Genomic DNA, 22,317 nt, shown 5'->3' on the forward strand with positions numbered 1-22,317 from the left:
GGCCCGCGGGCCGGCCGTCGCTACAGCGACCGGAACAGCCTGATGTAGCGCTCCATCAGGCCGTCCCAGGCGAAACGTCGTTCCGCCTCCTGCCGGCCCCGCGCGCCCAGCCGGTCGGCGAGTGCGGCGTCGGTCAGCACCTTGCGGCACGCGGCGGCCAGCGCGCCGGGATCGCCGGGCGGGACCAGGAGCCCGGTCCCGCCGTCCGTCACGACGTGCGGGATGCCCCCCACGGCGGAGCCCACCACCGGGGTGCCACACGCCATCGCCTCGACCAGCACCATGCCGAAGGACTCCGCCTCGGTGCGCGAGGGCAGCACCGCGAGGGCGGCCGTCCGCACCACGTCGACCAGGGCGTCCCCGGTCAGCTCTCCGGCCGCCTCCACCCGTTCCGCGACGCCGAGTTCCGCCGCGAGCCGCAGATGGTCCGGCACCGCGTCGCCGCCGCCGACCAGGCGCAGCCGCGCATCGGGCACCTCGGCCGCCAGCCCGGCGAACGCCCTCACCAGGACGTCGACGCCCTTCCAGGCCGACGAGCGGTCCATGCGGCCGACGTACACGACCGTCCGGGGACGTTCCGAGGCGGGCCGCCCGGGGGTGAAGCGCCCGACGTCGACGCCGGGGGTGATCTCGACCGCCTGCGGGTGCCCGGCGGCCAGCGAGACCGGCGACACCGCCACCAGCGTCCGCGCCCGCCGGAACACCCGCGGCAGCACGCGGCGTTCGTACAGGCCGATGAGCCGGTCCGCCGCACCACTGCCGGGCTCGCCCTTGTGCATCGAGCCCGCGTGGTAGGTGAGCACGGCCGGCCGCTTCCCGGAGACCGCCACCGCCAGGTCGGCCAGCCCGGGGACCGGGGCGTGGGCGTTCACCACCTCGGCCCCGGTCCGGCGCAGCCAGCGGCGCAGTTGCAGCGGCCACAGGGGGCTGAGCGGGGTGTTGGACAGCTTCAGCCAGGCGCCGAGCCGGATGACCTGCACGCCCTCCTCGACGTCCACGGTGGTGCGGAGTCCGGAAAGCCGTGTCGTGATGACGACCGGACGCAGCCCCTGGGCCTCGCCGACCGCGCGGGCGATCCGGGCCGCGTAGTTCTCCACGCCGCCGACCTTGGGCGGGTAATAGGGGGCGACCACCGCCACCGTGCGGGTCATGCGACCGTGCCCGCGGCGGCGCGGAGCAGGGCGGGGAACTCCTCCGCCCGGGCGATGTACGCGGGCAGCCGTTGCTGGAGCACCGCACGGTACTCCTCGGGGTTCGCGCGGAGCTTGTCCACCAGTGCCCACAGGCCCGGGTGGGTGACCTCGGCGATCGGCACGACCCACTCACCGAGGCCGAGGTCGGCCATGATGCCCCGTGTCTTGTGCTCGTACTCGATCGCGACGCACGGGACCCCACTGGTGAGCGAGAAGATCACCGAGTGGAAGCGGGTCCCGATGAGCAGGGAGCACTCGCCGTACAGACCCTTGAGGTCGCGGTAGTCGACACGCTCCTCGATCCGCAGCGGCGCGGTCGCGCAGTAGTCCGCCACACGACGTTCGACGATGCGGTCGTCGTCGCCGAGGTAGTCCGTGGTCACCTGGGGGATGAGCACCACGCGGGCCCCGTCCGCCTGGAGCGCGTCGATCGTCCCGGCGAGCGCCCGCTCGTAGCGTTCCTGGGCGGCCGGAGCGAGCCAACGACGCGCGGTGAGACCCACCAGCGGCTCCTGGGCCCCGACCTGGAGCCTGCCGCGCCAGTTGGAGGTGACCTCGGGGGCGAAGGCGAAGCCGGAGTCGACGGCACGCCGCACCTGCCGCGCGGACACGCCGCACTCCTGGAGCAGACCGACGCTCACGTCCTCGCGTGCGAGCACCAGCGCCGCGCGGCGCAGCACGTGGCCGACCAGCCGGCGCTGCGGCCTGCCGGGGAACGGACCGAAGGACTGGGGCGCGAAGACCACGGGCACCCCCGCCTTCTGCGCCAGCAGCGCGGGCAGCAGGACGAAGAACACGTTCTGGTATCCGTCCAGCCCGGGCCGTGCGAGGAGGTACCCGCCGCCCATGGACACCACCATGTCCGCCTCGCACACGGCGGCGGCTTCCCGGCGCGCTTCCGCGGGGAGCAGCTTCAGCAGCACGTCGGCGACGGCCCGTGGCAGCAGCAGCGCCGCCGTGCCCACGAGAGCCACCAGCAGCTTGCGCAGCAGGCGCCGGGACCGGGACACCCCGCCGTCGGCGACGTGGCGGCGGATCGAGCCGAGGTTGGCCACCCCCTCGAACGAGGGGTGGGCATCGGCGTCCTCCATGCCCGCGATGGCGAGCGTGGCGCCCGGGAAGGCCTCCTTGACGTGGCGAAGGCAGACCGACAGCAGCGCGGCGTCCCCCGCGTTCTCCCGCACGTACGCGTTGATGACGACGATTCTCACCGGTGGTACCCCTCGACTGGGCTCATTTCGGGTTCTTCCACGGGGATGCCCGGTTCCGGAGCCTGCAGCTGCGGCACGGCCGCGCGCTTGCCGAACAGGGCGACGGCGGCGTAGAGACCGCTGGCGAGGTTGCCCACGCCCCAGGCCCAGCCGAGCCACACCAGTCCGCGCGGCGCCCACAGCGCGGCCAGACCGATGGTGACCACGGCGTAGACGACGTTGCTGAGGACCAGTTGCGTCATCTTCCGGGCGAGCTTGAGGGCGAAGCTGGCCCACGTGTTCAGTGCGACGGCGAGGGCTCCGCAGGCCAGCACGGCCAGCAGCGTCTGCGCGCGGTCCGCGTAGGGACCTCCGAACATCCGCAGGAGGAGTCCGCTGCCCGAGGCGACGACGAGGACCGAGGGCACCTGCACCGCGGCGATGATGCCGGCGGACCGGCGGAGCAGTACGGAGAAGCGCGAGGGATCGTACGAGACCTCGGCGAACACCGCCTCACCGACGGAGAACGACACGGAGTTGAGCAGGTTGGCGATCTGGAAGGCGATGAAGTAGTAGCCCGCCGCCGCCGCGCCCAACTGCTCCAGGACGATCAACGGGAGGACCAGCAGCGGCGCGAGGTTGAGCAGGCTGGAGACGTAGCTCGCGAGGGAGAAGCGGAACTGCTCCAGCATCCGGGTGCCGCGGGCGCGCAGGTGGAACCGGAAGCCGAGCCGGCGGCGCATCAGGATCAGCGAGACCAGCGCCGTCGCCACGTAGCCGCCGCCGTTGGCCCCGAGGATGCCGACCGAGCCGTAGGCGACGAAGGCGACCGGCAGGGCCAGCTTGACCAACCCCTGGAGCAGGCCGTAGACCAGCGCGTTCTGATGGGCCATGCGGGCGCTGACGAAGACCGAGAAGGTCAGCTGGCTCACCGCCGCGCAGATGCAGAAGATCACGAACGCGGCGGCCGCCGACGCGTGGTCGCGGACGAAGACCAGCTTCTCCGCGTAGACCGGCAGGCCGAGCAGGTAGACGGTGGCGATCACGGACGAGACCACGCCGACCAGCACGAGGGACTGAGTGAGCTGTCCGTTGCGGGAGGCGGCCGGCGCGGGGAAGCGGATCAGCGTGCTGTTCAGTCCGAACAGGCTCAGATAGGAGATCAGCGAGGTCGCCGATATGAGCGATGTGGCGAGTCCGACCTGTTCGGGGGTGTAGAAGCGGGCCACCACGACCCAGAAGACGAAGCCCAGTCCGGCCGTGGTCACCGTGGACGCCATCAGGAAGAAGGAGTTGCGGTACACCTGGTCCTGCGACAGGGCACGCTTGCCGTTCCTAGCCATGGGTGGTCGCTCCCGCCGCCTCGCGGTAGCACTCGGCCAGCGCGCTCACGTGCTCCTCCCAGGCGAAGGCCGTCGTCGCGAGCTCGCGCGAGTACCGGCCCATGCGCTCGCGCCGCCGCTCGTCCCCGGCGAGCGCGGACAACGCGGAACGGATCCCCTCGGCGTCCCGGTCCAGCAGTGTGACGCGCGACCGGTCGAGGCGGTAGGGCGCGTAGCCGGGGTCGTCGGTGGTGACGACGGGCAGGCCGGAGGCCATGGCCTCCTGGACGGTGAGGGGGAAGCCCTCCGCGGTCGACGGCAGCGCGAAGACGTCGCAGGCCCGGTACGCCTCGGCCAGTTCCAGCGGGGGCAGCCCGCCCAGGTGGTGCACGCCCGGCCGGCCCGCCAGGGCGGCGGAGTCGCCGTCCCCGGCGAACACCAGGTCGTAGCCGGCGGAGGGGTCGTAGCCGGACAGCAGCAGGTCGTAGCCCTTCTTCGGCACCAGGCGCCCCACGAAGAGCACCAGCGGCCGGTCCTGCGGCAGCCCGAAGCGCTTGCGGGCCAGCGCCCGCTCCTCGACCGAGGCGGCCGGCCGGAAGAGGGCGGTGTCCACGCCGTTCGCGAGGTGGCGGGCCCGGGCGGGACGGGCGCCGTGGCGGAGTACGAACTCCGCGACCGAGGCGTTGAGGGTGATCACGGTACGGGCCCGCCGCAGCAGGCCGCGTCCGGCGACGGCGTACACGGCCCGCTGCACCCCGCGCACCAGCGCGGACGGGTGCTCGACCAGGGCGACGTGCTGGGTGACCAGGTGCGGGGTGCGGGTGAGCACGCAGGCGAGTCCGGCCGTCCACGAGGTCAGGTACAGGCAGTCGTGCACATGGACCACATCGGCCCGGCGGGCCCAGCGGAGTGCGGCCGTCAGCACCCGGGGCGACAGGACGGGGAAGGGCACGCCGGCCCGCTCCGCGCCGTTCCACGCCGCGACACGGACGACGCGTACGCCGTCCTCCTGGCTGATCGCGCTGCGCGCGCCGCTGGTGAGCACCGTGACGTCGGCACCGCGTGCGGCGAGGTGCACGGCCTCCATCCGGACGACGTTCTCGATGCCGCCGACGTGCGGCGGGTAGTAGTGGCTGACCAGGAGGACCCTCATCGGTAGATCCTCGCTCCCTCGCTGCTGTAGATCTCGTTCTTGGTCGCCTCGAGGAGGCCCGTGGGGTAGCGGAAGGTGACGAGGTCGCCCCGGTAGGAGAACGTCATGCGTCCGGTGCGCACGGTCGAAGTGCCCAGCAGGACGTAGGAGTCGGTGCGCAGCCTGGTCGGGAAGACGTCGCCCACGACGGGTCCGGTCAGGATGGTCTGCTGCCGGTAGAAGGTGAAGCGGTCCGTCTGCACCAGGGACGGTTTGCCCTCGGCCGCGAAGCGCTGCGACAGCCAGTAGGCGGCCATGCGCTCCTCGGCGCTCGGGTAGTAGACGTCGTAGTACTGGCCGGCGTTGCTGAGCTGCAACTGCGGCGGATAGCCGCCCAGCAGCTTGGGCACCACGCCGGTGAGGTCCAGGAAGAGGGCCACCACCAGCGCGTACACCGTCACGGCCCGACGGCGCCCGGTCCAGCGCAGGGCGGAGAGCATGCCCGCCGCGATGAAGGGCGCGAAGAAGAACAGGCCCTGCTGGAAGGCGCGGAGCACGCCGTAGTCGACGGAGAGCTGGGGCACGACCGTGAGGACCCCGAGGAGGGCGATGGCGCCGATGGCCAGCGTGGTCTGCTCGCGCCGTGGGCGGAAGGCCCCGCGTCGCCCGACGTCGATGACGATGAGGCCGATGATCAGCAGGAGCTGCATCAGGCCGGCGGTGAACTGGCGCAGCAGGGAGTTGACCGTGGTCGCCTTCAGGCCGATGCCTTCCAGCACCCGCCCCGCGGCGGTGGGGGCCATGTTCTGCTTGGGCACGACAGGGGTCGGGTAGGCGTCCACCGTCCCGAGGGGCAGGTACGTCCCCTTCGCCCGGTCGGCGGCCGTCTCCCGCACGGTCTCCTCGCGGTAGTCGCCCAGCCGCTGCTCGGCCGTCAGCGAGGGCCCGCCTCCGAAGAGGCTGTACGAGGTGTCGGACGAACCGGCGCGCGCGTGCCCCGGGTTCTTGATCTCCTGCACGACCGCGCTCAGCGTGCTCCGTAGCTGCCCGCTCGTGTGCGTGACCGGGCCCGCCCAGGCCAGCGCCATGACCGCTGCCCCCGCCACGATCCACCAGGTCAGGAAGGGTGCGGCCACGGTAGGGCGGTATGTGCGCTTGCGCGCGCGCCTGGATTTGTAGCGGTCCGCCGTGCGCCAGATCACGTCGGCGACGAGGGCGACCCCGAGGACGACGATCACGACGTAGATCGTCGAGTAGTGCGAGAGCGTGATGCCGGCCAGCAGCACCACGAAGGCGATCTGCCGCACGCGCAGGGGCCGCCCGGAGTCGGTGAGCACGACCATGCCGCAACCGAGCAGCACGAACGCGACCTCCTGGCGGCCCAGGAAGGTCATGTCGGACAGGAAGGTGGGGAAGAGCATGAAGAAGACGGCCGACAACAGCGACACCAGATGCGGTGCGACGTTGCGGACGGAGCGGTGGACCAGCACCGGAGTGAGCGCGAACAGCACCGGCAGCACGATCTTGAAGATGTAGACGTCGGGGATCGCGGTGAGCCGGAACACGCTCACGGGCAGCAGCGTGACGCTGAGGCAGGCGTTGTAGGCGTCGGGGTACTTGGAGACGTCCCAGAGCGATCCGCCGAGCGTCAGCCGGTAGTACTCGTACTCGCGCTGGATGTCGTGTCCGGTGATGGACCAGCCGCGCAACGAGTTCAGCATGAGCAGCGCGGTCGCGCCGAGGAACAGACCGGTCTCGAGGACGCTGACCGGGTAGCGCCGGCGGCGGACCATGAGCAGGACCAGCAGCGCGATGACGGCCGGCATCGCAGCCGTGCTGACCGCCCCGCCGTAGCCGTTGTTCAGCCTGATGGGCCCTGCGACCGACAGCACCAGGGCGACGCCGGCGAACGCCCCCACGGGGATCGCGCCCGGCGGCAGTCCGTCGCGGAGCCAGGACCTGCTCTTGTCGGTCCGTTCCTCCTCCGGCACGAACGCGCCGATCACGATGAGCGTGAGCGCCGTGGCCCCGGCCAGGGACACCCTGGTCAGCGGGCGTTCCACCCCGGCCAGCGGCAGCACCGTGTTCACGGCGAGGGCGATCACGAGATCCGTGATGACCGCCATGCCGACGGCGAGCAGGAAGCTGCCGTCCCTGGTGGACACCACCCGGGAGGCGACGCCGCGCCACACCGCGACGGGCGCACCGAACAGCAGCCACAGGCCGGCCACCGTCAGCAGCACCCCGGGCACGCCGGGCAGCATCTCCACGACACAGGCCACCGCGATGGCGAGCAGCACCCCGAGGCGTCCCCGTACGAGGTCCGGGAGCCGCAGGCCGGCGGCCTGGGCATCGCCCGCCGACGCCGCGTGGCGGCGCGGGCCCCGGCCCTGCCGCTTCCGTTCGTGCCCGGACCCGGCCGGCGAGGCGTCGCTCTCGGCCGGCTCCGGCTCCCTGTCCAGATCCGCGTCGTCCGCGTCGTCCGCCACGACGGCCCACGACGGGCGGGAGGTCGTGCGCCGACCGCTGCTTCCCGTGCCACGGGCCGTCATGCGCCGGCCTCTGGGTAGACGTGGGCGTAGACCTGCTCGACCAGGGCTGCCACGGCCTCCCAGGAGTAGTCGGGGGCGGTCGCGGCACTCCTGCGGGCGAGCCGCAGGCGCAGACCGGGGTCGGCGGCCACCGAGTCGATGGCGGCGGCCAGCGCCGCCGGTTCGGGAGCGGCCAGCAGCCCGACACCCTTGAGCAGTTCGGCGGTGCCGGGGACGTCGGTCGCGACGACCGGCAGGGCGGCGGCCATCGCCTCCAAGGCGACCAGCGGCATGCCCTCCCGGTCGGAGGGCAGCACGAAGACGTCGGCGTCCGCGTACGCCCGCACCAGGTGCTCGCCGAGGAGCCCGCCCGAGAACTCGACGTTCCGCAGACCCAGTTCGGCGGCGTGCGCCTCCAGCTTCTCCCGCAGCTCGCCGTCGCCGACGATCCGCAGCTGCACCGGCTCCCGCAGCAGGGCCGTCGCCTCCAGCAGCCGTGCCACGTTCTTCTGCGAGCTCAGACGGCCGACGAACAGCAACCGCAAGGGACGTTGTGCCGTCTCCCGCACCGGCATGAAGTAGCCGGCCCCCACGCCGTTGGGGACGACGAACACCCTGTCCGCCCGGACGCCGTACGTCTCGCGGACGAAGGCGCCCTGCTCCTCGGTCAGCACGATCACCCCGGCGGCGGCGCGCATCGACCGTCCGAAGACGTGCTTCTTGTAGGCGGGCAGCAGCCCACCCAAGCGCCCGGAGGCTTCGACGTCGAGGTGGAAGTGGAGGATGAAGCGCTGTCCGCGCATGCGGGCGATGACGGCGACGAGCTCGGGCATCAACGCGTGCGCACAGTGCACGTGCAGCACGGCGTCGCGGGGCGCGCGCACCGCCAGCGAGACGGGCAGGCCCGGTGCGAGCGCGGTGTGCGCGACCTCGACCGCGCGGTGCCGCCGTATGGTGACCCGGCCGGCGCCGTAGCGGCGCGGTCCGCCGTCGGCACCGAGGGCGGTGGTGATGACCCGCACGTCGTGGCGCTGCCCGAGCTGGATGGCGAGGTGCTCCACCACGCGTTCGAGCCCGCCCAGATGGGGCGGGTAGTACGGGGTGATCTGCAGAATGGTGCGTCGCATCAGGCTTCAGTCTCGTACGTCAGGGGGCGGCGTACCGAGCGGCCCGGTCACGGCCTTCGGCGTCACGAAGTTGTAGTGCAATGTCTGCTCGTGCCCGACGAGGGCCACCCGTACGAGCGTCGTGCCCGTGGTCTTGGTGAAGCGCGTGACGACGGGCACGGCCTTGCCGTCCTTCGGTTTCAGCCCCACCGTCCTGGTGGCCACGACCTTGCCCTTGGCCGATTCCAGCGTCAGCTTCAGCCGCAGCGGTGCGGGGCCCGTGCCGTGGGCGTTCACGGCGACGGGGACGATCAGCGTGCTGCCGTCGAAGCGGGGCGCAGCCGTGAAGTAGATCTCGGTGAACGGGGCCGGCTGCCGGGTGAAGGACTGCAGCAGCACCGTGCGTACCGCCGGCACCGACCAGAGCCCCGCCCCCAGAGCGACGGCGACCACCACGGCCACCGCCGCACCGGCGATCCTGCGTCGCGGCGAGGCCGGGGGACGGCGTGTCTCAGGGTCCTGCTGGTCCACAGGTGCCTGGCGGGGTGACGGCTGATCCGGTTCGGGGTCCGGTTCCGGAGCGTGGTCGCCGGGCTCGTCGGGCTCGTCGGCCGGTTCGGTCATGTCGTTCCGCACCGCTCTGCGGTCTCCCGGCCCCCGGCCGCCGGGGCCGTGACACCGGGCAGGGGGGACACTTCACCGTACGCAGGGACGACTCCGGACAGGCTTCTCATGTGTCATCCCCCCCGGGCGCTCGTCGGGGCGGCAAGCCCGTATGAGTTTCTCCGCAAGGCATCTCGGTGCATGGGAAGGATCGCCGACGCTTGGTGGCGATGACGGGGAACTCCGGCCAACGAAGCTCGCCGCTCACCCGGCAGTCAATGATGTGCGGAACGGATGCGACTCTAGTCCAATACCGCGAACCACTGTCGATGGTGTGACCAACTCGTGATGGCGAACGGGCAAAAGCGCTCGTCAGCCGACGAGCCAAGAGGCGATGGGCTTGGCGTCCCCGCCCGCCCCGCCCTTCTTGAGGCCCGCCACCTGGTCCGGTGCCAGTGCCTTGTCCCAGACCATGACGTGACCGAGGACGCCGGCCCAGTAACCTCCCCACACCCCGTGCGTACGGACGCGGCCGAGCTGCAGCGGACCCTTTCCGGCCCAGATCCCGGGGACCTTCGTGGAATCGGCCGGATTCCCGTCCACGTAGAGCGCGATCGTCTTCTTCCCGGCGTCGTACGTGCCGGTGAGCAGAGCCCACTGGCCGACCGTGTTGACGTTCGCGGCCGCCTCGGCCTGCAGGACCGTGCTGTCCGCCCCGCCGTCGGCGGTCTGCACCTTGAAGACCCACTTGCGGTCGGCGCCCGAGGCCTCCCGGCCCAGGCTGAACGAGGGCGAGACCCCGTCACCCTGGCTGATCGCGGAGCGGGAACCGCCCGGGGCCTCGTTGTAGACCCATGCCGAGATGCTGAAGCTCTTGGTGACGTCGATCAGTTGCGCAGCTGACTGGGCGTAGGAATTGCCGTTGCTCCTGAGCCTGACCACGAAGCCGTTGGTCACCTTGCTCACCCCGGCGTCCGGCCCGAGGATGAGGTTGTTCTGCCCGGACTTGTCCGCGAGGGCGTTGTCCTCCCCGGGGACCGTCGGCGAATCGGCCGTGGCGGAGGGGGAGGCCGACGCGCTGGGGGAGGGCGACGGGGCGGCCGTGTCGTCCGTGTCCTTCGTGTAGTGGAGTGCGACGACGCCCGCTCCCACCCCGAGCACGCACGCCACCAGGACGATCAGACCCGTCCTGAGTCTGTGGCGGCGACGCTGTCTGGTCTCGTTGGCGTCGGCCAGGGCCTGCCAGTCGGGCTGGGGCGAGTAGGAGGGCTGCTGGTAGCCGGTGGCCGGCCCGAAGCCGGGTTGCCCGTACCCGGGCTGCTGCTCGGGTATGTGGTGCTGTGGGTACCCGTAACCGCCCGGCGCCGCGGACGGCTCGGGAGCGGACGGGGTGTTCCAGGGGCTCCGCCCAGGAGCGGCAGCCGCGTCTTCCGGGTTTTCCACGGGGTCAGTCACACCACGGATGCTAGAGCAGCACCGTGGTGTCCCGTAAAGGCACTTCGCGAGCGTTCCTGATCCGTTTCCTCACCCGGAACGACGAGCCGCGGGAGGAGCACACCCGCAACGGACCCTGCCGGCGCTCGCCGCCCGCCCGGAGGACGGACGCACCGTCAGCACATCGCCGGCCTTCTCGTGCCGCCCGGCGACGGTGCGCCCCTCCACGGGCTGCCCTCGGCCTACTTCCCGGCGCCCGGCGTCACTTCGTACCGAAGCCCGGAGCGAAGTAGACCGTGTACGTGCCGTCGCCGGTCCGGGTGCTCTTGATGACCTTGTGCACGCGGTACCCGGCCTTCTTGAGGGCGGGCTGGAGGGCCGTGTCGATGTCGGGGGTCTGGGTGAAGTCCAGGACGACGATCGAGTAGACGCGGTCCTGGACGGCGGCCTGGAGGGCCGGGGCTCCGGTGAGCGTCTTCTTGGTTTCCGGGTCGGTGTAGCTCTTGCCGATGAGGTCCTGCCACTGCTGCCAGTTGGTGGACTCGCGCAGGTAGTAGGCCGGTACGTCGTAGTTCTCGACGAGGTACTCGTCGCTTCCCTTGTGGACGTAGGGGCGCATGGTGGAGACCAGACCGGAGGAGTCGGGCCATTCGCCGTACATGTGCGAGGCCTGACTCGCCCCGACGTAGCAGAGCGGGCCGACCACGAGGGCGGTGACGAGTACGCCGGCCCCGACGTGGACCCTGTTGCGGAGGCCGGCGAAGACCCGGGCGAGCAGCACGCCGACCGCGATGCAGGCGAACCAGGCGCCGAAGTCGACGTGCTTCTGCAGCGAGAGCCAGGTGTGGATGCGGACCTGGTTGACCGGGGCGAGCAGACCCGCGACGAACAGCACCAGTGCCAGCCATACGTCGGCTCGGGCGGCCGTGCCGCGCCGGGCGGCGACCAGGGTCACCAGCACTCCGATGAGGGCCAGGACCAGCAGCGGCCCGACCCACTTGGCGGCTTCCCCGGCGACGTACGAGGCGGCATCGGTGCCCGGGTTCCGCATGAGGGTGGTGTGCGTGAAGCCGGCGATGTGGGCCTTCGCGCCGACGGCCGGTATCAGGAGCGCCACGAGCCAGACGACGGTCAACTCGATGCCACGCCGCCAGCGGGACCGCTCCCAGGGGGAACCTCCGTGTCCGGCGAACACCGCGACGCCGATCACGACGGGGGCCCACAGTAGCGAGGCGTACTTCGTCCAGTCGGCCAGGGACATGGCGACGCCGGCCATGACCATGCTGGGGTAGCCGCCTCCGGTGGTGAGCCGTACCGCGAAGTAGCCCGCCCAGGCGAGCAGCGCGAGCGCCATCGAGTCGTAGGTGGAGTAGCCGCCGAGGAACTGGGTGGGTCCGGTGGCGACGAACAGCGCAGCCGCGAAGAACGCCGCCACCGAGCCGTACATCCGCCGGGTGGCCAGGTGAACCGCGAGCGTGGCGGAGAGCATGAACACCAGGCTCAGCAGCCTCGTCCCGCGCAGGCCGCCGATGATGTCGGCGGTCGCGACCACGACCGGGTAGATCATGGGGGAGCCGGAGAAGAAGCCCTGGTAGTCGGCGACGGGGTCTCCGTGCACCAGGTGCGCGATCTCCTGGTAACCGGAGTAGATGTAGGTGCCCTCGTCCACGAACGCCGTGTTGGCGCCGGTGAGTCGGAACGAGAGGACCGCCTGGACCAGGAGGACGAAGAGCAGCGGCAGCCAGTCCGTCCTGAAGACGGCCTTCGGGGGTTTGGCGACCGGCTGCAGACCCCGGCGGGCCGTTCTGTCCGCCGCGCGGCGAGCGGCGGCTTCCTGCGAGACCGTGCCGAGCGGCATCGTGCCCGAATCGTCCGGGCCGGGCCGGCCGATCGTGCCCGGGACGGGCCTGGTGGCGGAGCGCCCCCCGGATCCCTCGGGTCTTATCCAGGTTCCATCAGCAGTCATCAGGCGGTCTTTCTGATCGGAAGTCGGCGCGCCCTGACCCGACGGATCGCCCCCCGCCGGTCTCGCTCACATGTGTGGAGGATGTGCGGATGAGATGATAGGTCATCGTTGTGACGGCAGACCGTTGTAGGGCAGCCGCCAATGCTGTGCGGGGTGCTGATGGCAGGGCCGCAGTTCGACCGGTACGCCGACGGCGAGTGAGCCGTTCACGGTGTCCAGGCAGCGGCCGTCGTTCGTACTGCGCAGGCTCCGCGCGGTCCCTGCCGCCCACCGCTGGGCAGGGCTTCCGTCGCAGTCGGCGAGCACGGCACGGTCCCCGTCTGCGTGGAGGCAACGTCCGCCGGTGCGGAGCGTGCCGTCATTGGCCACCGTCCAGTCGGTCTTGCCGGCGGTGCCGCCGCAGGGCCCCGTGACGACCGGGTCGCCGGCACCGGATCCGTCCTTCCGTGCCAGGCAGATTCCCGACGCCCCGGACCGCACGATCCCGGTCGGCAGGCCGGTGCTGTTGTGGAAGGCGAAGGAGAAGGTGCGCAGACCCACTCCGCCGCTCCAGATCTCGAAGCCCGCGGCGACCTTGCACAGGTACGACTCGGCAGGGACGAAACCGCGTTGGAGGGCGTCCGCCGTGAACAGGCGCAGGTCGAGCCCACGCACGCTGCGGGTCGCCTCGGTCCTGACGTAACTGATCACGCTATGGGCGCCGGTGACGTGGGCGGTGTGGACTCCGTAGGAGGCGTCACCCAGCGTCACCGTCCCGGGGAGTCGGCTGCCGGCCGGTGCGACGTTGTCGGTGGCGTCGAGCCAGATCATCAGCTCTGCACTCCCGGCGGGATCGCAGCTGTCCTTGTCCGGGCTGTACCAGAGGTCGTACGCAAGGTTGTACGAGCCCGAAGCGGCGGGCCGGGCGGTCCAGTCGCTGGTCGCGTCCCCCAGTTCGGCGACGGGCACCGGGAGTCCCGCGGTGCCGGGCACGGTGGCGATGTTGGGGTAGGCCAGTGGGGCCTTGGCGTTCTTGGGGACGAGTCCTCGCGCCTCGGAAACGGTGAATCCGGTGTCTCCGGGGGCTTTCAGGCAGAGGGTGCCCTTCGCGGCGTTCCATCGGTTCGGCTCGATGCTGTACTTGTCGGCCTTCACCAGGCGCTGCGGATAGGGCTCCTGAGTTGACGTGCACACGCTATCCGAAAGGGCCGGACCGGTCGTGTGGCGCGGGGCGGGAACGGCTCCCCGGCCTGCACAGGCGGTGACCAGGAGGAGCGCGGCGGAGCAGGCCGATATGCGGAACCAGGAATTCATTGAGACGTACATCACTCCGGCGACTCGTCACGATCGTGTATCGGCCATGTTTGCATGCCGGAAGCGTGCCGTTTTGTCGCTCCAGGCACTCAGGATCTCTCAAAAGTGTTCACGTATGCTCCTCATCCGTTGGCTGAGGATACTCAGGAGTCTTCCTGGGGGGGACAACCTAATGACCACCACTACGAACGAGTACACGGCCGCGGGCGCAGGCAGGGATGCCTCGCATCGCAGGTTGAAGCGCGGGCAGCCCGTCCGCACGCTGCGCGGCCTACTGCCGCAGCCGCCCGACAACGAAGAGAAGTACTCCTACACCAGCCGGAACCTGTGGGTGCTGACCTGTTTCTCCGTCATCAGCTTCTGCTGTCTGGTAGTGAGCCAGATCGCGCTGGTGGGGTCCTCCCCGTGGCTGTGGCTGTACATGCCGTTCCTGCTGTTCACCGTGGTGTATTACCTGGTTTCCCTGAAGGTCAACGGCTTCACCAAGGATTTCGACTTCAAGGCGCACCGTGCGCTGGTGCGCGGCTGGCGGCCGGAGCGCTATCCGACCGTCGACGTGTTCCTGCCCGTGTGCGGTGAACCGATCGAGGTCCTGCACAACACCTGGACGCACGTTGCCCGGCTGCGCGACCGCTATCCCGGTGTGGTGACGCCTTACGTCCTCGACGACGGTGCGAGCCCGGAGCTCGCGTCCATGGCGGTGGATTTCGGCTTCGTCTACGGAACCCGGCACAAGCGCGGCTGGTTCAAGAAGGCCGGCAATCTGCACTTCGGTTTCCAGAACTCCGATGGCGAGTACATCCTCATCCTCGATGCCGACTTCGCCCCCCGTGAGGATCTCCTGGAGGAACTTCTCCCCTACATGGAGAACGACCCGGACGTGGGCATCGTCCAGTCCCCCCAGTTCTTCCGGATCCTCGATTCCCAGAACTGGATCGAGCGCGGTGCGGGCGCGGTGCAGGAACTCTTCTACCGTTCCGTCCAGGTGTCCCGGCAGAGCAATGACGGCGCGATCTGCGTCGGAAGCTGCGCCGTCTACCGGCGGGCCGCCCTGGAGACCAACGGCGGTACGACGCTCATCGAGCACTCCGAGGACGTCCACACCGGCTTCGACCTGCGTGGCCTCGGCTGGGACCTGCGCTACGTCCCGGTCGCCCTGTCCACGGGTGTCTGCCCGGACACGGCGGGCGCGTTCTTCAACCAGCAGTACCGCTGGTGTTCGGGTTCGATGAGCCTGCTGGGCAGCAAGAAGTTCTGGAAGGCCAACCTGCGGCCGGAATCCCGGATGTGCTACATGTCCGGCTTCTTCTACTACATCCACACCGCGCTCTTCACCCTGCTCTCGCCGCTGATCCCGATCGTGCTGCTGATGGCGATGCCGGGCAAGCTGCGGATCGAGTACATGGGCCTGATCATTCCCAGCCTGCTGTACACCACGCTGATCTTCCCGCTCTGGCACCGCAATCCGTACCGTCTGGAGGCGTGGGCGGCCCGGATGATGTACGGCTGGGCGCACCTCTTCGCCATCTGGGACATCCTCCGCAGGAACCGCATGGGGTGGCAGCCGACCGGATCGAGCGGGGCGAAGAAGAACAAGACCAGGCGCTTCTGGACCGGAATGGTCGTCTGGAGCGGTGGCACGGCCGTCGTCTGGGTGGGTGCCGCCACCTGGCGCATGCTCACCATGAATCCGCTGGACTTCGCCCTCGTCCTCGCCTCCGGGCTGTTCTACGCCGTGGTGGTCGGACGCGTCCTGGTCCAGCCCCGTTCCCGGGAAGCCATCTGATCCCTGTGTCCACTCACCACTTCACTGCGATGTCCCGGCGCACCCTGCCGTTGTTGGCCCTGCTCACGGCCTGCCTGATGCTGATGACCGGCTGCGGTCTGACCGGCGGTACGGGGAGCGCCGGTGGGCAGGGCGACAAGGCCGCCGGACCGGGCGCCGCCGGGGGCGCCGACCAGGCAGCGCCGGTCACGCCCTACGACGTCAGCCCGCTGCTCAAGCCGGACGGCAAGTACCTGGGGGTCGCGCTGGACGGTGTGCCCAGGTCCCTCGACGCGGTCGAGAAGTTCACCGCGAAGACCGGCAAGAAGCCCAATGTGCTGGAGTTCTACACCGCCTTCGGTGACGGCTTCGACACCAGCGGTGTACGTCACATCTACCAGTCGGGCGCACTGCCCTTCATCGCCTGGGAGCCCTTCAAGCCCTCGCTCAAGTCCATCGCGGACGGCGATTCGGACGAGTACATCAAGACCATGGCGCAGGACATCGTCCGCCTCAACCTGCCCGTGGCCATCAGCTTCGGCCACGAGATGAACGGCAACTGGTACCCGTGGGGCCGCACCAAGGCGACCCCCGCCGATTTCGTACGCGCCTGGCGGCACGTCCACGACGTGTTCGAGGACGAGGGCGCGACCAACGTGATCTGGGTCTGGACCCCGAACATCATCAACCCGATGCCCAAGGTCAAGCTCAAGCCGTTCTACCCCGGCGACGCCTACGTGGACTGGGCCGGGATGATCGGCTACTACACCATGACCGGGGCGACCAGTTTCGACACCCTGTACGGCCCGACGATGGACCAGATCAGGAGCTTCACCAAGAAGCCGTTCTTCATCGCCGAGACCGCTTCAGAGGAGGGACAGCGCCGCCGGGCCGACGTCAACGACCTCTTCGACGGCGTCGAGGCGAACGACGACGTCCTGGGGTTCGTGTGGTTCAACATCCCGAAGCGCGCCGACTGGCGCATCGAGATCAGCCCGCTCGCCCTCGGTGAGTTCCGCAAGCGTGCGTCCAAGTCCCTCTTCGGCTTCGACATCAGGAAGCAGCAATGAGCGAACAGACTGACTCCTGGTTCAGCCGTTCCAGCCCACCACCGAACTGGGACCCCGAGCAGACCGACCCCAACCGGTACGCCGACCCCGACCTCCGGCAGGTCCAGTACTGGCCGCCGCAGTCCGATGTCCACCAGTCCGGGCATACCGCGACGGCTGCTCCCGTGTATGTTCCGGACGCACCCGCGCCGGAGGTGGTGCCGGGCACCGAGAGCCACCGGTACGAGCAGCAGTTTCCCGAACCGCGGGTCGACGCCCAGACGCTCGGGAAGGCCTCGTACGAGATACCCGAGTCGCCCGAGAGCGGCTGGTCCGCGGCGCCCAGCCGTCGGCGCCGCTGGATCGGCCGGATCCTGCTGCTCGGCGTGCTGGTCATGCAGGCACTGCTCTCGCTGCGGCTGAGCAACGGCGCGAGTCCCGACGAAGCGGTGAACCTGGTCGTCGGCCGTCAGGAGTTCGACCACGTCTTCCACGGCGCCGCCGTCACGACGGACCTCGTCGACCGCGTCCCCGGGTCGCCCTCGCTGTACCCGGTGCTCGCCGGCGCCGCCGACCGGCTCCACGGTCTGGTCGGGGTCCGGCTGCTCAGCCTGCTGTTCGCCCTGGTCGCGACCGCGCTGTTGTACTCGCTGACCCGGCGGATGTTCAACGAGCGGGTGGCGGCCTGTGCAGCCGGCACGTACGCGGTCCTGCAGTCCACGGTCGTCGTGGGCTACTACGCCTCACCTGACGCGCTGGCGTTGATGCTGGTCGCACTTGCCGCGTGGATCGTGGTCTACACCGACCGCGCCCCGGCGGCCGTCGTGCTCGCGGCGGCCCCGGTGGCCGCGCTGGCGGCGGCCGTGGAGCATGCGGCGGTGCTGGTGCTACCGACCGTCCTGCTGCTGGCGGTGCACACCGCGTGGCCGTACAAGGGACCCGCCAAGGGAATCCTGCGCGGCGTCCTCCTGGGGGTGGGAATCGTTGTCCTGCTCCTGGTCGCCGGTGTGCTCACTTCGATCGACGGTACGACCTTCTCGCGCGGCCAGGGCAGCGAGGGCGCGCTGGACATCTTGAGCACGTCCGCCAAGTGGAGCGGGCTCTTCGTGCTGCTGGCCTGTGGCGGGGCGATCGCCTGGGTCCGGCGTGAGCGCATGAACGAGGCCGTCGACATGGACAGCGTCCCCGGCTCGCCGCTGCGGCGAGCCGCGCTCGGCCTGACGCTGTGCGCGACGGCGGTCCTCGTGCCGCTGCTCCAGGCCCAGTTGCACACGTCGGCGGCGATGTTCCGCCACATCGCGTTCGGCCTGCTGCTGGCCGCCCCGCTGGCCGGACTCGGCGTCACCCGTATGATCGGCGCCCACTTCCGCCATCCGCAGCTGGGCATCCTGGTCTGGGTCCTGATGCTGGCCTTCGGCATCTCCCAGTCGACGCACCGCTTCGAGAGCTGGCCCGACTCGGGTCGCCTGGTCAGCGTGCTGCGCGACCACGTCAGCGACAAGGGCCGCTACCTGACCGACATGGACGGGGTGCCCCAGTACAGCCTGAGTTCCATCACCGTTGCCGATCAGTGGACCACGGTCGGCGACAGCAGCACCAGTGACATCAGGAAGGGCCGCTACAGCCTGATCGTCCTGGACACGCCCGCCGGCCCCGCAGGCAAGGCGGCGGACAAGGACGTCACCCAGGCGATCCGTGACGGCGGTCACTACCGCCTGATCGCCCAGCTGCCCTACCCGGCCTCCGGCGCAGCCGGTACCTACCGGGTCTACGTCAAGCAGTAGCCCGCCCGCTTCACCTGCAAGGAGGTGCCGTTGACCATGCGGCTCACCGTCATCGGCACCGGCTACCTCGGTGCCACCCACGCCGCCTGCATGGCGGAGCTCGGCCACGAGGTCGTCGGTGTCGACGTCGACCCTGACAAGGTCGCCGCGCTCGGCGCGGGCCATGTGCCCTTCCACGAGCCCGGGCTCGAGGAACTGCTGGCGAGGCACACCGCCTCCGGCCGGCTGCGGTTCACCACGTCGTACGAGGAGGCGGCCGCCTTCGGGCGGGTGCACTTCGTGTGCGTCGGCACTCCGCAGCGCAAGGACACCGACTCCGGCGCGGCCGATCTCAGCTACGTGGACGCGGCCGTGGACGCCCTCGCCCCGCATCTGGGTGCCGGCGCGCTGGTGGTCGGGAAGTCGACGGTGCCGGTGGGGACCGCGCGGCGACTGGCCGGGCGGCTCCCGGCGGGAGCGGAGCTGGCCTGGAACCCTGAGTTCCTGAGGGAAGGCTTCGCCGTGCGCGACACGCTCAGCCCGGACCGGCTGGTCCTGGGTGTGGAGAGCGCGGAGGCGGAGTCCGTGCTGCGTGAGGTGTACGCGCCGGTCATCGAAGCCGGGACGCCGGTGGTGACGGCGGACTTCCCGACCGCCGAGCTGGTGAAGACCGCGGCCAACGCCTTCCTCGCCACGAAGATCTCCTTCATCAACGCCATGGCCGAGGTCTGCGAGGCCGCGGGTGGGGACGTCTCGGTGCTGGCACGTGCGATCGGCCACGACGAACGCATCGGGCACCGTTTCCTGCGCGCCGGTGTCGGCTTCGGCGGCGGTTGTCTGCCCAAGGACATCCGCGCCTTCGCGGCCCGGGCCGAGGAGCTCGGGACCGGGGGGTCGCTGGGCTTCCTGCGTGAGGTGGACGCGATAAACCTGCGGCGCCGGGTACGGGTGGTGGACCTGGCCCGTGAGCTGTGCGGCGGATCGCTCGCCGGACGCCGGATGGCCGTGCTGGGAGCGGCCTTCAAGCCGGACTCGGACGACATCCGCGATTCGCCGGCCCTGGACGTCGCCGCCCGGCTCCACGCGGAGGGAGCGGACGTCGCCGTGTACGACCCGAAGGCCATGGACAGCGCGCGCAAGGCGTTCGGCTCGCTCGGATACGCCGCGTCCGCGCAGGACGCGGTGAGCGGCGCGGACGTCGTACTGCACCTGACCGAATGGCAGGAATTCCGGGATCTTGACCCGGCGGAGCTGGCGGCCGCGACGGCCTCCGGCGCCGCCCGCCCGCAGATCATCGACGGCAGGGGGGCCCTCGATGAGAAGCGCTGGACAGCCGCTGGCTGGTCATTCCACGCACTGGGCAGGCCGCACACGCCGCCCAGCCGCATCGAGGAGAAGAGACAGTGAACGAACCGGAGACGGTGGCGCGGTTCCCCGCGCCCTGGGGGGACGTACCGGTCACGGTCGTCATGCCGACGTACAACGAGGCGGCGAACCTGCCGCACATCACCGACCTCGTGATGGGGCTGCCGCTGCCCGGCCTGCACCTGAAGGTCGTGGACGACTCCAGCCCCGACGGCACAGGTGCGCTGGCCGAAGAACTCGCCTACAAGTACAACCAGTTCAGCGTCGTTCCAAGGATGAGCGTACTGCACCGGACCGCCAAGAACGGTCTCGGCAGGGCCTACACCGACGGAATGCTGGCCGCGCTGGACGAGGGGGCGCAGTTCGTCGTGCAGATGGACGCCGACGGCAGCCATCCGGCACAGGTCATCCCGCAGATGCTGGGCACGGCCCTCGCCACGGGGGCCGGCTTCGTGGTGGGCAGCAGGTACGTGGACGGCGGCTCCCTGGACGAGGAGTGGGGGAAGCACCGGCAGTTGCTCTCGCGCTTCGCCAACCGCTACGCGCGTACGGTCCTGGACACCAAGATCCGGGACATCACGGCGGGCTTCAACCTCTGGCGGGCGAGCACGCTGCGGGACGTCGATCTCGCGACGCTCGACAGCGCCGGCTACAGCTTCCAAGTGGAACTGAAGTTCCTGGCGACGCGCAAGGGCCACAACGGTGTGGAGATCCCGATCCGCTTCGAGGAGCGCACCGAGGGCGTGTCGAAGATGACCCTCGGGACGCAGATCGAGTCGGCGCTGGTCCCGTTGCGGCTACGGCTGCGCAACCGCCGCGGCTGAGCGTCCCCGCCGACGGAGCCCACCGGGTCCGGCCGGGCGGCGCAGCACGTGCCGACCGGTCGGCCGGTGGCGGGGGCGGAGGCCCGGAGAACACCTCCTCGTGCCCCTGGGGCGGCGGCAGAGAAAGGGAACACGAACCATGAGCGGACGGCACGCGCTTCCTTCGCGGTTGGGGCACCTGTACCGCGAGATCGCGAAGTTCGGCCTGGTGGGGCTCTCGGGATTCGTGGTCAATCTCGGGGTCTTCAACTTCATCAGGCACGTCGCCCAGTGGCAGACGGTGCGGGCGAGCGTCCTGGCGACGGTCGTGGCGATCCTGACCAACTACCTCGGCCTGCGGTACTTCACGTACCGCGACCGCGACCGGGGCCAGGACGGCCAGAAGAGGGAGCTCGGGCTCTTCCTCTTCTTCAGCGCGGTCGGCCTGGTGATCGAGAACTCGGTGCTCTACACGACCACGTACGGATTCGGCTGGGACGGCACGCTCGCCAACAACGTCTTCAAGTTCGTCGGTATCGGCGTCGCCACCCTCTTCCGCTTCTGGTCCTACCGGACGTGGGTCTTCAAGACCGCCGCCGACGGCACGGAGGCGACCGCCCCCGTCCAGCACGGTGGAGCGCCCGCCTACCGCACTCCGCCGGCGGCGCCGCCCTCCGAACCCCTCCTGAACGTTTCCTGGGAGAAGACATGAGCGAAGCGATTCTCCTCGTCGGCGGCAAGGGCACCCGGCTGCATCCGCTGTGCACCTTCACCCCCAAGCCCCTGCTGCTCGTCGCCGGGGTGCCGCTGCTCACCCACCAGCTGGCCCGCGCCGCGGCCGCGGGGGTGACGCGGATCGTCTTCGCGACGTCCTACCTCGCGGAGCTGTTCGAGCGGGAGTACGGCGACGGCGCCGGTCTGGGCCTGGAACTGGTCTACGTCACCGAGACCGAGCCACTCGGCACCGGGGGCGCGATCCGCAACGCCGCCCGCCATCTGACCTGCGGTCCCGACGAGCCGGTCCTGGTGTTCAACGGGGACATCCTCAGCGGCCTCGACATCGCCGGCCTCCGGGACGGCCACCGCGCCTCCGGTGCCGACGTCACCTTGCACCTGACCCGGGTCACGGACCCCCGGGCCTACGGGCTGGTCCCCACCGACGGCACGGGCAGGGTCACCACCTTCCTGGAGAAGCCGGAGCGGCCGGAGGAGATCGTCACCGACCAGATCAACGCGGGCTGCTACGTGTTCACCCGGTCCGTCATCGACTCCATCCCCGGGGACCGGGTGGTCTCCGTCGAGCGCGAGACCTTCCCCGGCCTCCTGGCGGCCGGCGCCCTGCTGCGCGGCGTCGTCGACGAGACGTACTGGCTGGACCTCGGCACGCCGTCGGCCTTCGTCACCGGGTCGGCCGACCTGGTGCGCGGGTACGTGTCCTCGCCCGCGCTCCCGGGTCCGACGGGGGAGGCCCTGGTCCTGCCGGGAGCGCGGGTCGACCCGATGGCGGTGCTGACGGGAGGCACGGCGGTGTGTGAGGGCGCCGTCGTGGAGGCCGGTGCCGTGGTCGAGGGCAGTGTCGTGCTGCCCGGGGCGAGCATCGGGCGGGGGGCGCTGGTCCAGCGGTCCGTGGTCGGGCGGAGGGCGGTCGTCGGCGAGCGCACCAGCGTCGTCGGCGCGGTGGTGGGCGACCACGCCCACGTGGGCCCGCACAACGAGCTACCGACGGGCGTGCGCGTCGACTGCGGCGTCCGCCTCCCCGAGAGGGCGGTCCGCCTCTCGGCGCCCACCTCCTCGGTCTGAGG

Annotated in this window: 17 protein-coding genes; 7 read left to right on the plus strand and 10 right to left on the minus strand. The window is 70.5% G+C overall.

Annotated elements, in window-relative coordinates:
* Positions 1-20 precede the first annotated feature (20 nt).
* The 10 genes from AC1VWI_RS26365 to AC1VWI_RS26410 all read right to left on the minus strand — a co-directional run bounded on the left by AC1VWI_RS26365 (position 21) and on the right by AC1VWI_RS26410 (position 13,650).
* Positions 21-1,151 (minus strand): glycosyltransferase family 4 protein, encoded by a 1,131-nt coding sequence (locus AC1VWI_RS26365; protein ID WP_499513471.1) that lies wholly within the window; start codon positions 1,149-1,151, stop codon positions 21-23.
* The gene (locus tag AC1VWI_RS26370) at positions 1,148-2,404 is read right to left on the minus strand and encodes a polysaccharide pyruvyl transferase family protein (RefSeq protein ID WP_499513472.1); all 1,257 of its coding nucleotides are present in this window, start codon (positions 2,402-2,404) and stop codon (positions 1,148-1,150) included. Before AC1VWI_RS26370 ends, AC1VWI_RS26365 begins: the two co-directional genes overlap by 4 nt.
* Positions 2,401-3,726, minus strand: a complete 1,326-nt coding sequence (locus AC1VWI_RS26375) for a lipopolysaccharide biosynthesis protein (RefSeq protein ID WP_499513473.1) — start codon at positions 3,724-3,726, stop codon at positions 2,401-2,403. Before AC1VWI_RS26375 ends, AC1VWI_RS26370 begins: the two co-directional genes overlap by 4 nt.
* Positions 3,719-4,858 carry a glycosyltransferase family 4 protein gene (locus AC1VWI_RS26380; protein WP_499513474.1) on the minus strand — a complete coding sequence of 380 codons (1,140 nt, stop codon included), beginning with the start codon at positions 4,856-4,858 and terminating at the stop codon, positions 3,719-3,721. The genes AC1VWI_RS26375 and AC1VWI_RS26380 overlap by 8 nt, the downstream gene beginning before the upstream one ends.
* Positions 4,855-7,326 carry a DUF2206 domain-containing protein gene (locus AC1VWI_RS26385; protein WP_499513475.1) on the minus strand — a complete coding sequence of 824 codons (2,472 nt, stop codon included), beginning with the start codon at positions 7,324-7,326 and terminating at the stop codon, positions 4,855-4,857. Before AC1VWI_RS26385 ends, AC1VWI_RS26380 begins: the two co-directional genes overlap by 4 nt.
* 59 nt (positions 7,327-7,385) lie before the next feature.
* Positions 7,386-8,495 carry a glycosyltransferase family 4 protein gene (locus AC1VWI_RS26390; protein ID WP_499513476.1) on the minus strand — a complete coding sequence of 370 codons (1,110 nt, stop codon included), beginning with the start codon at positions 8,493-8,495 and terminating at the stop codon, positions 7,386-7,388.
* A 6-nt stretch (positions 8,496-8,501) separates the two neighbouring features.
* Positions 8,502-9,098: a hypothetical protein gene (locus AC1VWI_RS26395; RefSeq protein WP_499513477.1), complete on the minus strand. Its 597-nt coding sequence runs from the start codon at positions 9,096-9,098 to the stop codon at positions 8,502-8,504.
* A 351-nt stretch (positions 9,099-9,449) separates the two neighbouring features.
* Complete coding sequence (locus AC1VWI_RS26400; protein WP_499513478.1) at positions 9,450-10,532, minus strand: LamG domain-containing protein; 1,083 nt, start codon at positions 10,530-10,532, stop codon at positions 9,450-9,452.
* 241 nt (positions 10,533-10,773) lie between these two features.
* Entirely contained in the window at positions 10,774-12,369 is a 1,596-nt protein-coding gene (locus tag AC1VWI_RS26405; protein WP_499513479.1) for an ArnT family glycosyltransferase, read from the minus strand.
* Between the two features lie 210 nt (positions 12,370-12,579).
* The gene (locus AC1VWI_RS26410; protein ID WP_499513480.1) at positions 12,580-13,650 is read right to left on the minus strand and encodes a ricin-type beta-trefoil lectin domain protein; all 1,071 of its coding nucleotides are present in this window, start codon (positions 13,648-13,650) and stop codon (positions 12,580-12,582) included.
* 292 nt (positions 13,651-13,942) lie between these two features.
* Between AC1VWI_RS26410 and AC1VWI_RS26415 the strand changes: the two genes are divergently transcribed.
* The 7 genes from AC1VWI_RS26415 to manB all read left to right on the plus strand — a co-directional run bounded on the left by AC1VWI_RS26415 (position 13,943) and on the right by manB (position 22,315).
* Positions 13,943-15,556 (plus strand): glycosyltransferase family 2 protein, encoded by a 1,614-nt coding sequence (locus AC1VWI_RS26415; RefSeq protein WP_499513481.1) that lies wholly within the window; start codon positions 13,943-13,945, stop codon positions 15,554-15,556.
* A gap of 29 nt (positions 15,557-15,585) precedes the next feature.
* Complete coding sequence (locus AC1VWI_RS26420) at positions 15,586-16,605, plus strand: glycoside hydrolase family 26 protein (RefSeq protein WP_499513482.1); 1,020 nt, start codon at positions 15,586-15,588, stop codon at positions 16,603-16,605.
* A complete protein-coding gene (locus AC1VWI_RS26425; RefSeq protein WP_499513483.1) occupies positions 16,602-18,368 on the plus strand; it encodes an ArnT family glycosyltransferase in 1,767 nt (588 codons plus the stop codon). The genes AC1VWI_RS26420 and AC1VWI_RS26425 overlap by 4 nt, the downstream gene beginning before the upstream one ends.
* 36 nt (positions 18,369-18,404) lie before the next feature.
* Positions 18,405-19,754 carry a UDP-glucose dehydrogenase family protein gene (locus AC1VWI_RS26430; RefSeq protein ID WP_499516916.1) on the plus strand — a complete coding sequence of 450 codons (1,350 nt, stop codon included), beginning with the start codon at positions 18,405-18,407 and terminating at the stop codon, positions 19,752-19,754.
* A gap of 62 nt (positions 19,755-19,816) precedes the next feature.
* Positions 19,817-20,536 carry a polyprenol monophosphomannose synthase gene (locus AC1VWI_RS26435; RefSeq protein WP_499516917.1) on the plus strand — a complete coding sequence of 240 codons (720 nt, stop codon included), beginning with the start codon at positions 19,817-19,819 and terminating at the stop codon, positions 20,534-20,536.
* 139 nt (positions 20,537-20,675) lie between these two features.
* Positions 20,676-21,227 carry a GtrA family protein gene (locus AC1VWI_RS26440; protein WP_499513484.1) on the plus strand — a complete coding sequence of 184 codons (552 nt, stop codon included), beginning with the start codon at positions 20,676-20,678 and terminating at the stop codon, positions 21,225-21,227.
* Entirely contained in the window at positions 21,224-22,315 is a 1,092-nt protein-coding gene (manB, locus tag AC1VWI_RS26445; RefSeq protein ID WP_499513485.1) for a mannose-1-phosphate guanylyltransferase, read from the plus strand. Before AC1VWI_RS26440 ends, manB begins: the two co-directional genes overlap by 4 nt.
* The last annotated feature ends 2 nt before the right edge of the window (positions 22,316-22,317 follow it).

The sequence above is a fragment of the Streptomyces sp. TOM-9 genome, from assembly GCF_056858595.1.

What these genes read in the sequence shown, in the direction of transcription:
- AC1VWI_RS26365 (WP_499513471.1), bottom strand. Translation starts at nt 1,151, where the DNA reads ATGACCCGCACGGTGGCGGTGGTCGCCCCCTATTACCCGCCCAAGGTC.
- AC1VWI_RS26375 (WP_499513473.1), bottom strand. Translation starts at nt 3,726, where the DNA reads ATGGCTAGGAACGGCAAGCGTGCCCTGTCGCAGGACCAGGTGTACCGC.
- AC1VWI_RS26380 (WP_499513474.1), bottom strand. Translation starts at nt 4,858, where the DNA reads ATGAGGGTCCTCCTGGTCAGCCACTACTACCCGCCGCACGTCGGCGGC.
- AC1VWI_RS26390 (WP_499513476.1), bottom strand. Translation starts at nt 8,495, where the DNA reads ATGCGACGCACCATTCTGCAGATCACCCCGTACTACCCGCCCCATCTG.
- AC1VWI_RS26395 (WP_499513477.1), bottom strand. Translation starts at nt 9,098, where the DNA reads ATGACCGAACCGGCCGACGAGCCCGACGAGCCCGGCGACCACGCTCCG.
- AC1VWI_RS26405 (WP_499513479.1), bottom strand. Translation starts at nt 12,369, where the DNA reads ATGCCGCTCGGCACGGTCTCGCAGGAAGCCGCCGCTCGCCGCGCGGCG.
- AC1VWI_RS26415 (WP_499513481.1), top strand. Translation starts at nt 13,943, where the DNA reads ATGACCACCACTACGAACGAGTACACGGCCGCGGGCGCAGGCAGGGAT.
- AC1VWI_RS26420 (WP_499513482.1), top strand. Translation starts at nt 15,586, where the DNA reads ATGTCCCGGCGCACCCTGCCGTTGTTGGCCCTGCTCACGGCCTGCCTG.
- AC1VWI_RS26425 (WP_499513483.1), top strand. Translation starts at nt 16,602, where the DNA reads ATGAGCGAACAGACTGACTCCTGGTTCAGCCGTTCCAGCCCACCACCG.
- AC1VWI_RS26430 (WP_499516916.1), top strand. Translation starts at nt 18,405, where the DNA reads ATGCGGCTCACCGTCATCGGCACCGGCTACCTCGGTGCCACCCACGCC.
- AC1VWI_RS26435 (WP_499516917.1), top strand. Translation starts at nt 19,817, where the DNA reads ATGCCGACGTACAACGAGGCGGCGAACCTGCCGCACATCACCGACCTC.
- AC1VWI_RS26440 (WP_499513484.1), top strand. Translation starts at nt 20,676, where the DNA reads ATGAGCGGACGGCACGCGCTTCCTTCGCGGTTGGGGCACCTGTACCGC.
- manB (WP_499513485.1), top strand. Translation starts at nt 21,224, where the DNA reads ATGAGCGAAGCGATTCTCCTCGTCGGCGGCAAGGGCACCCGGCTGCAT.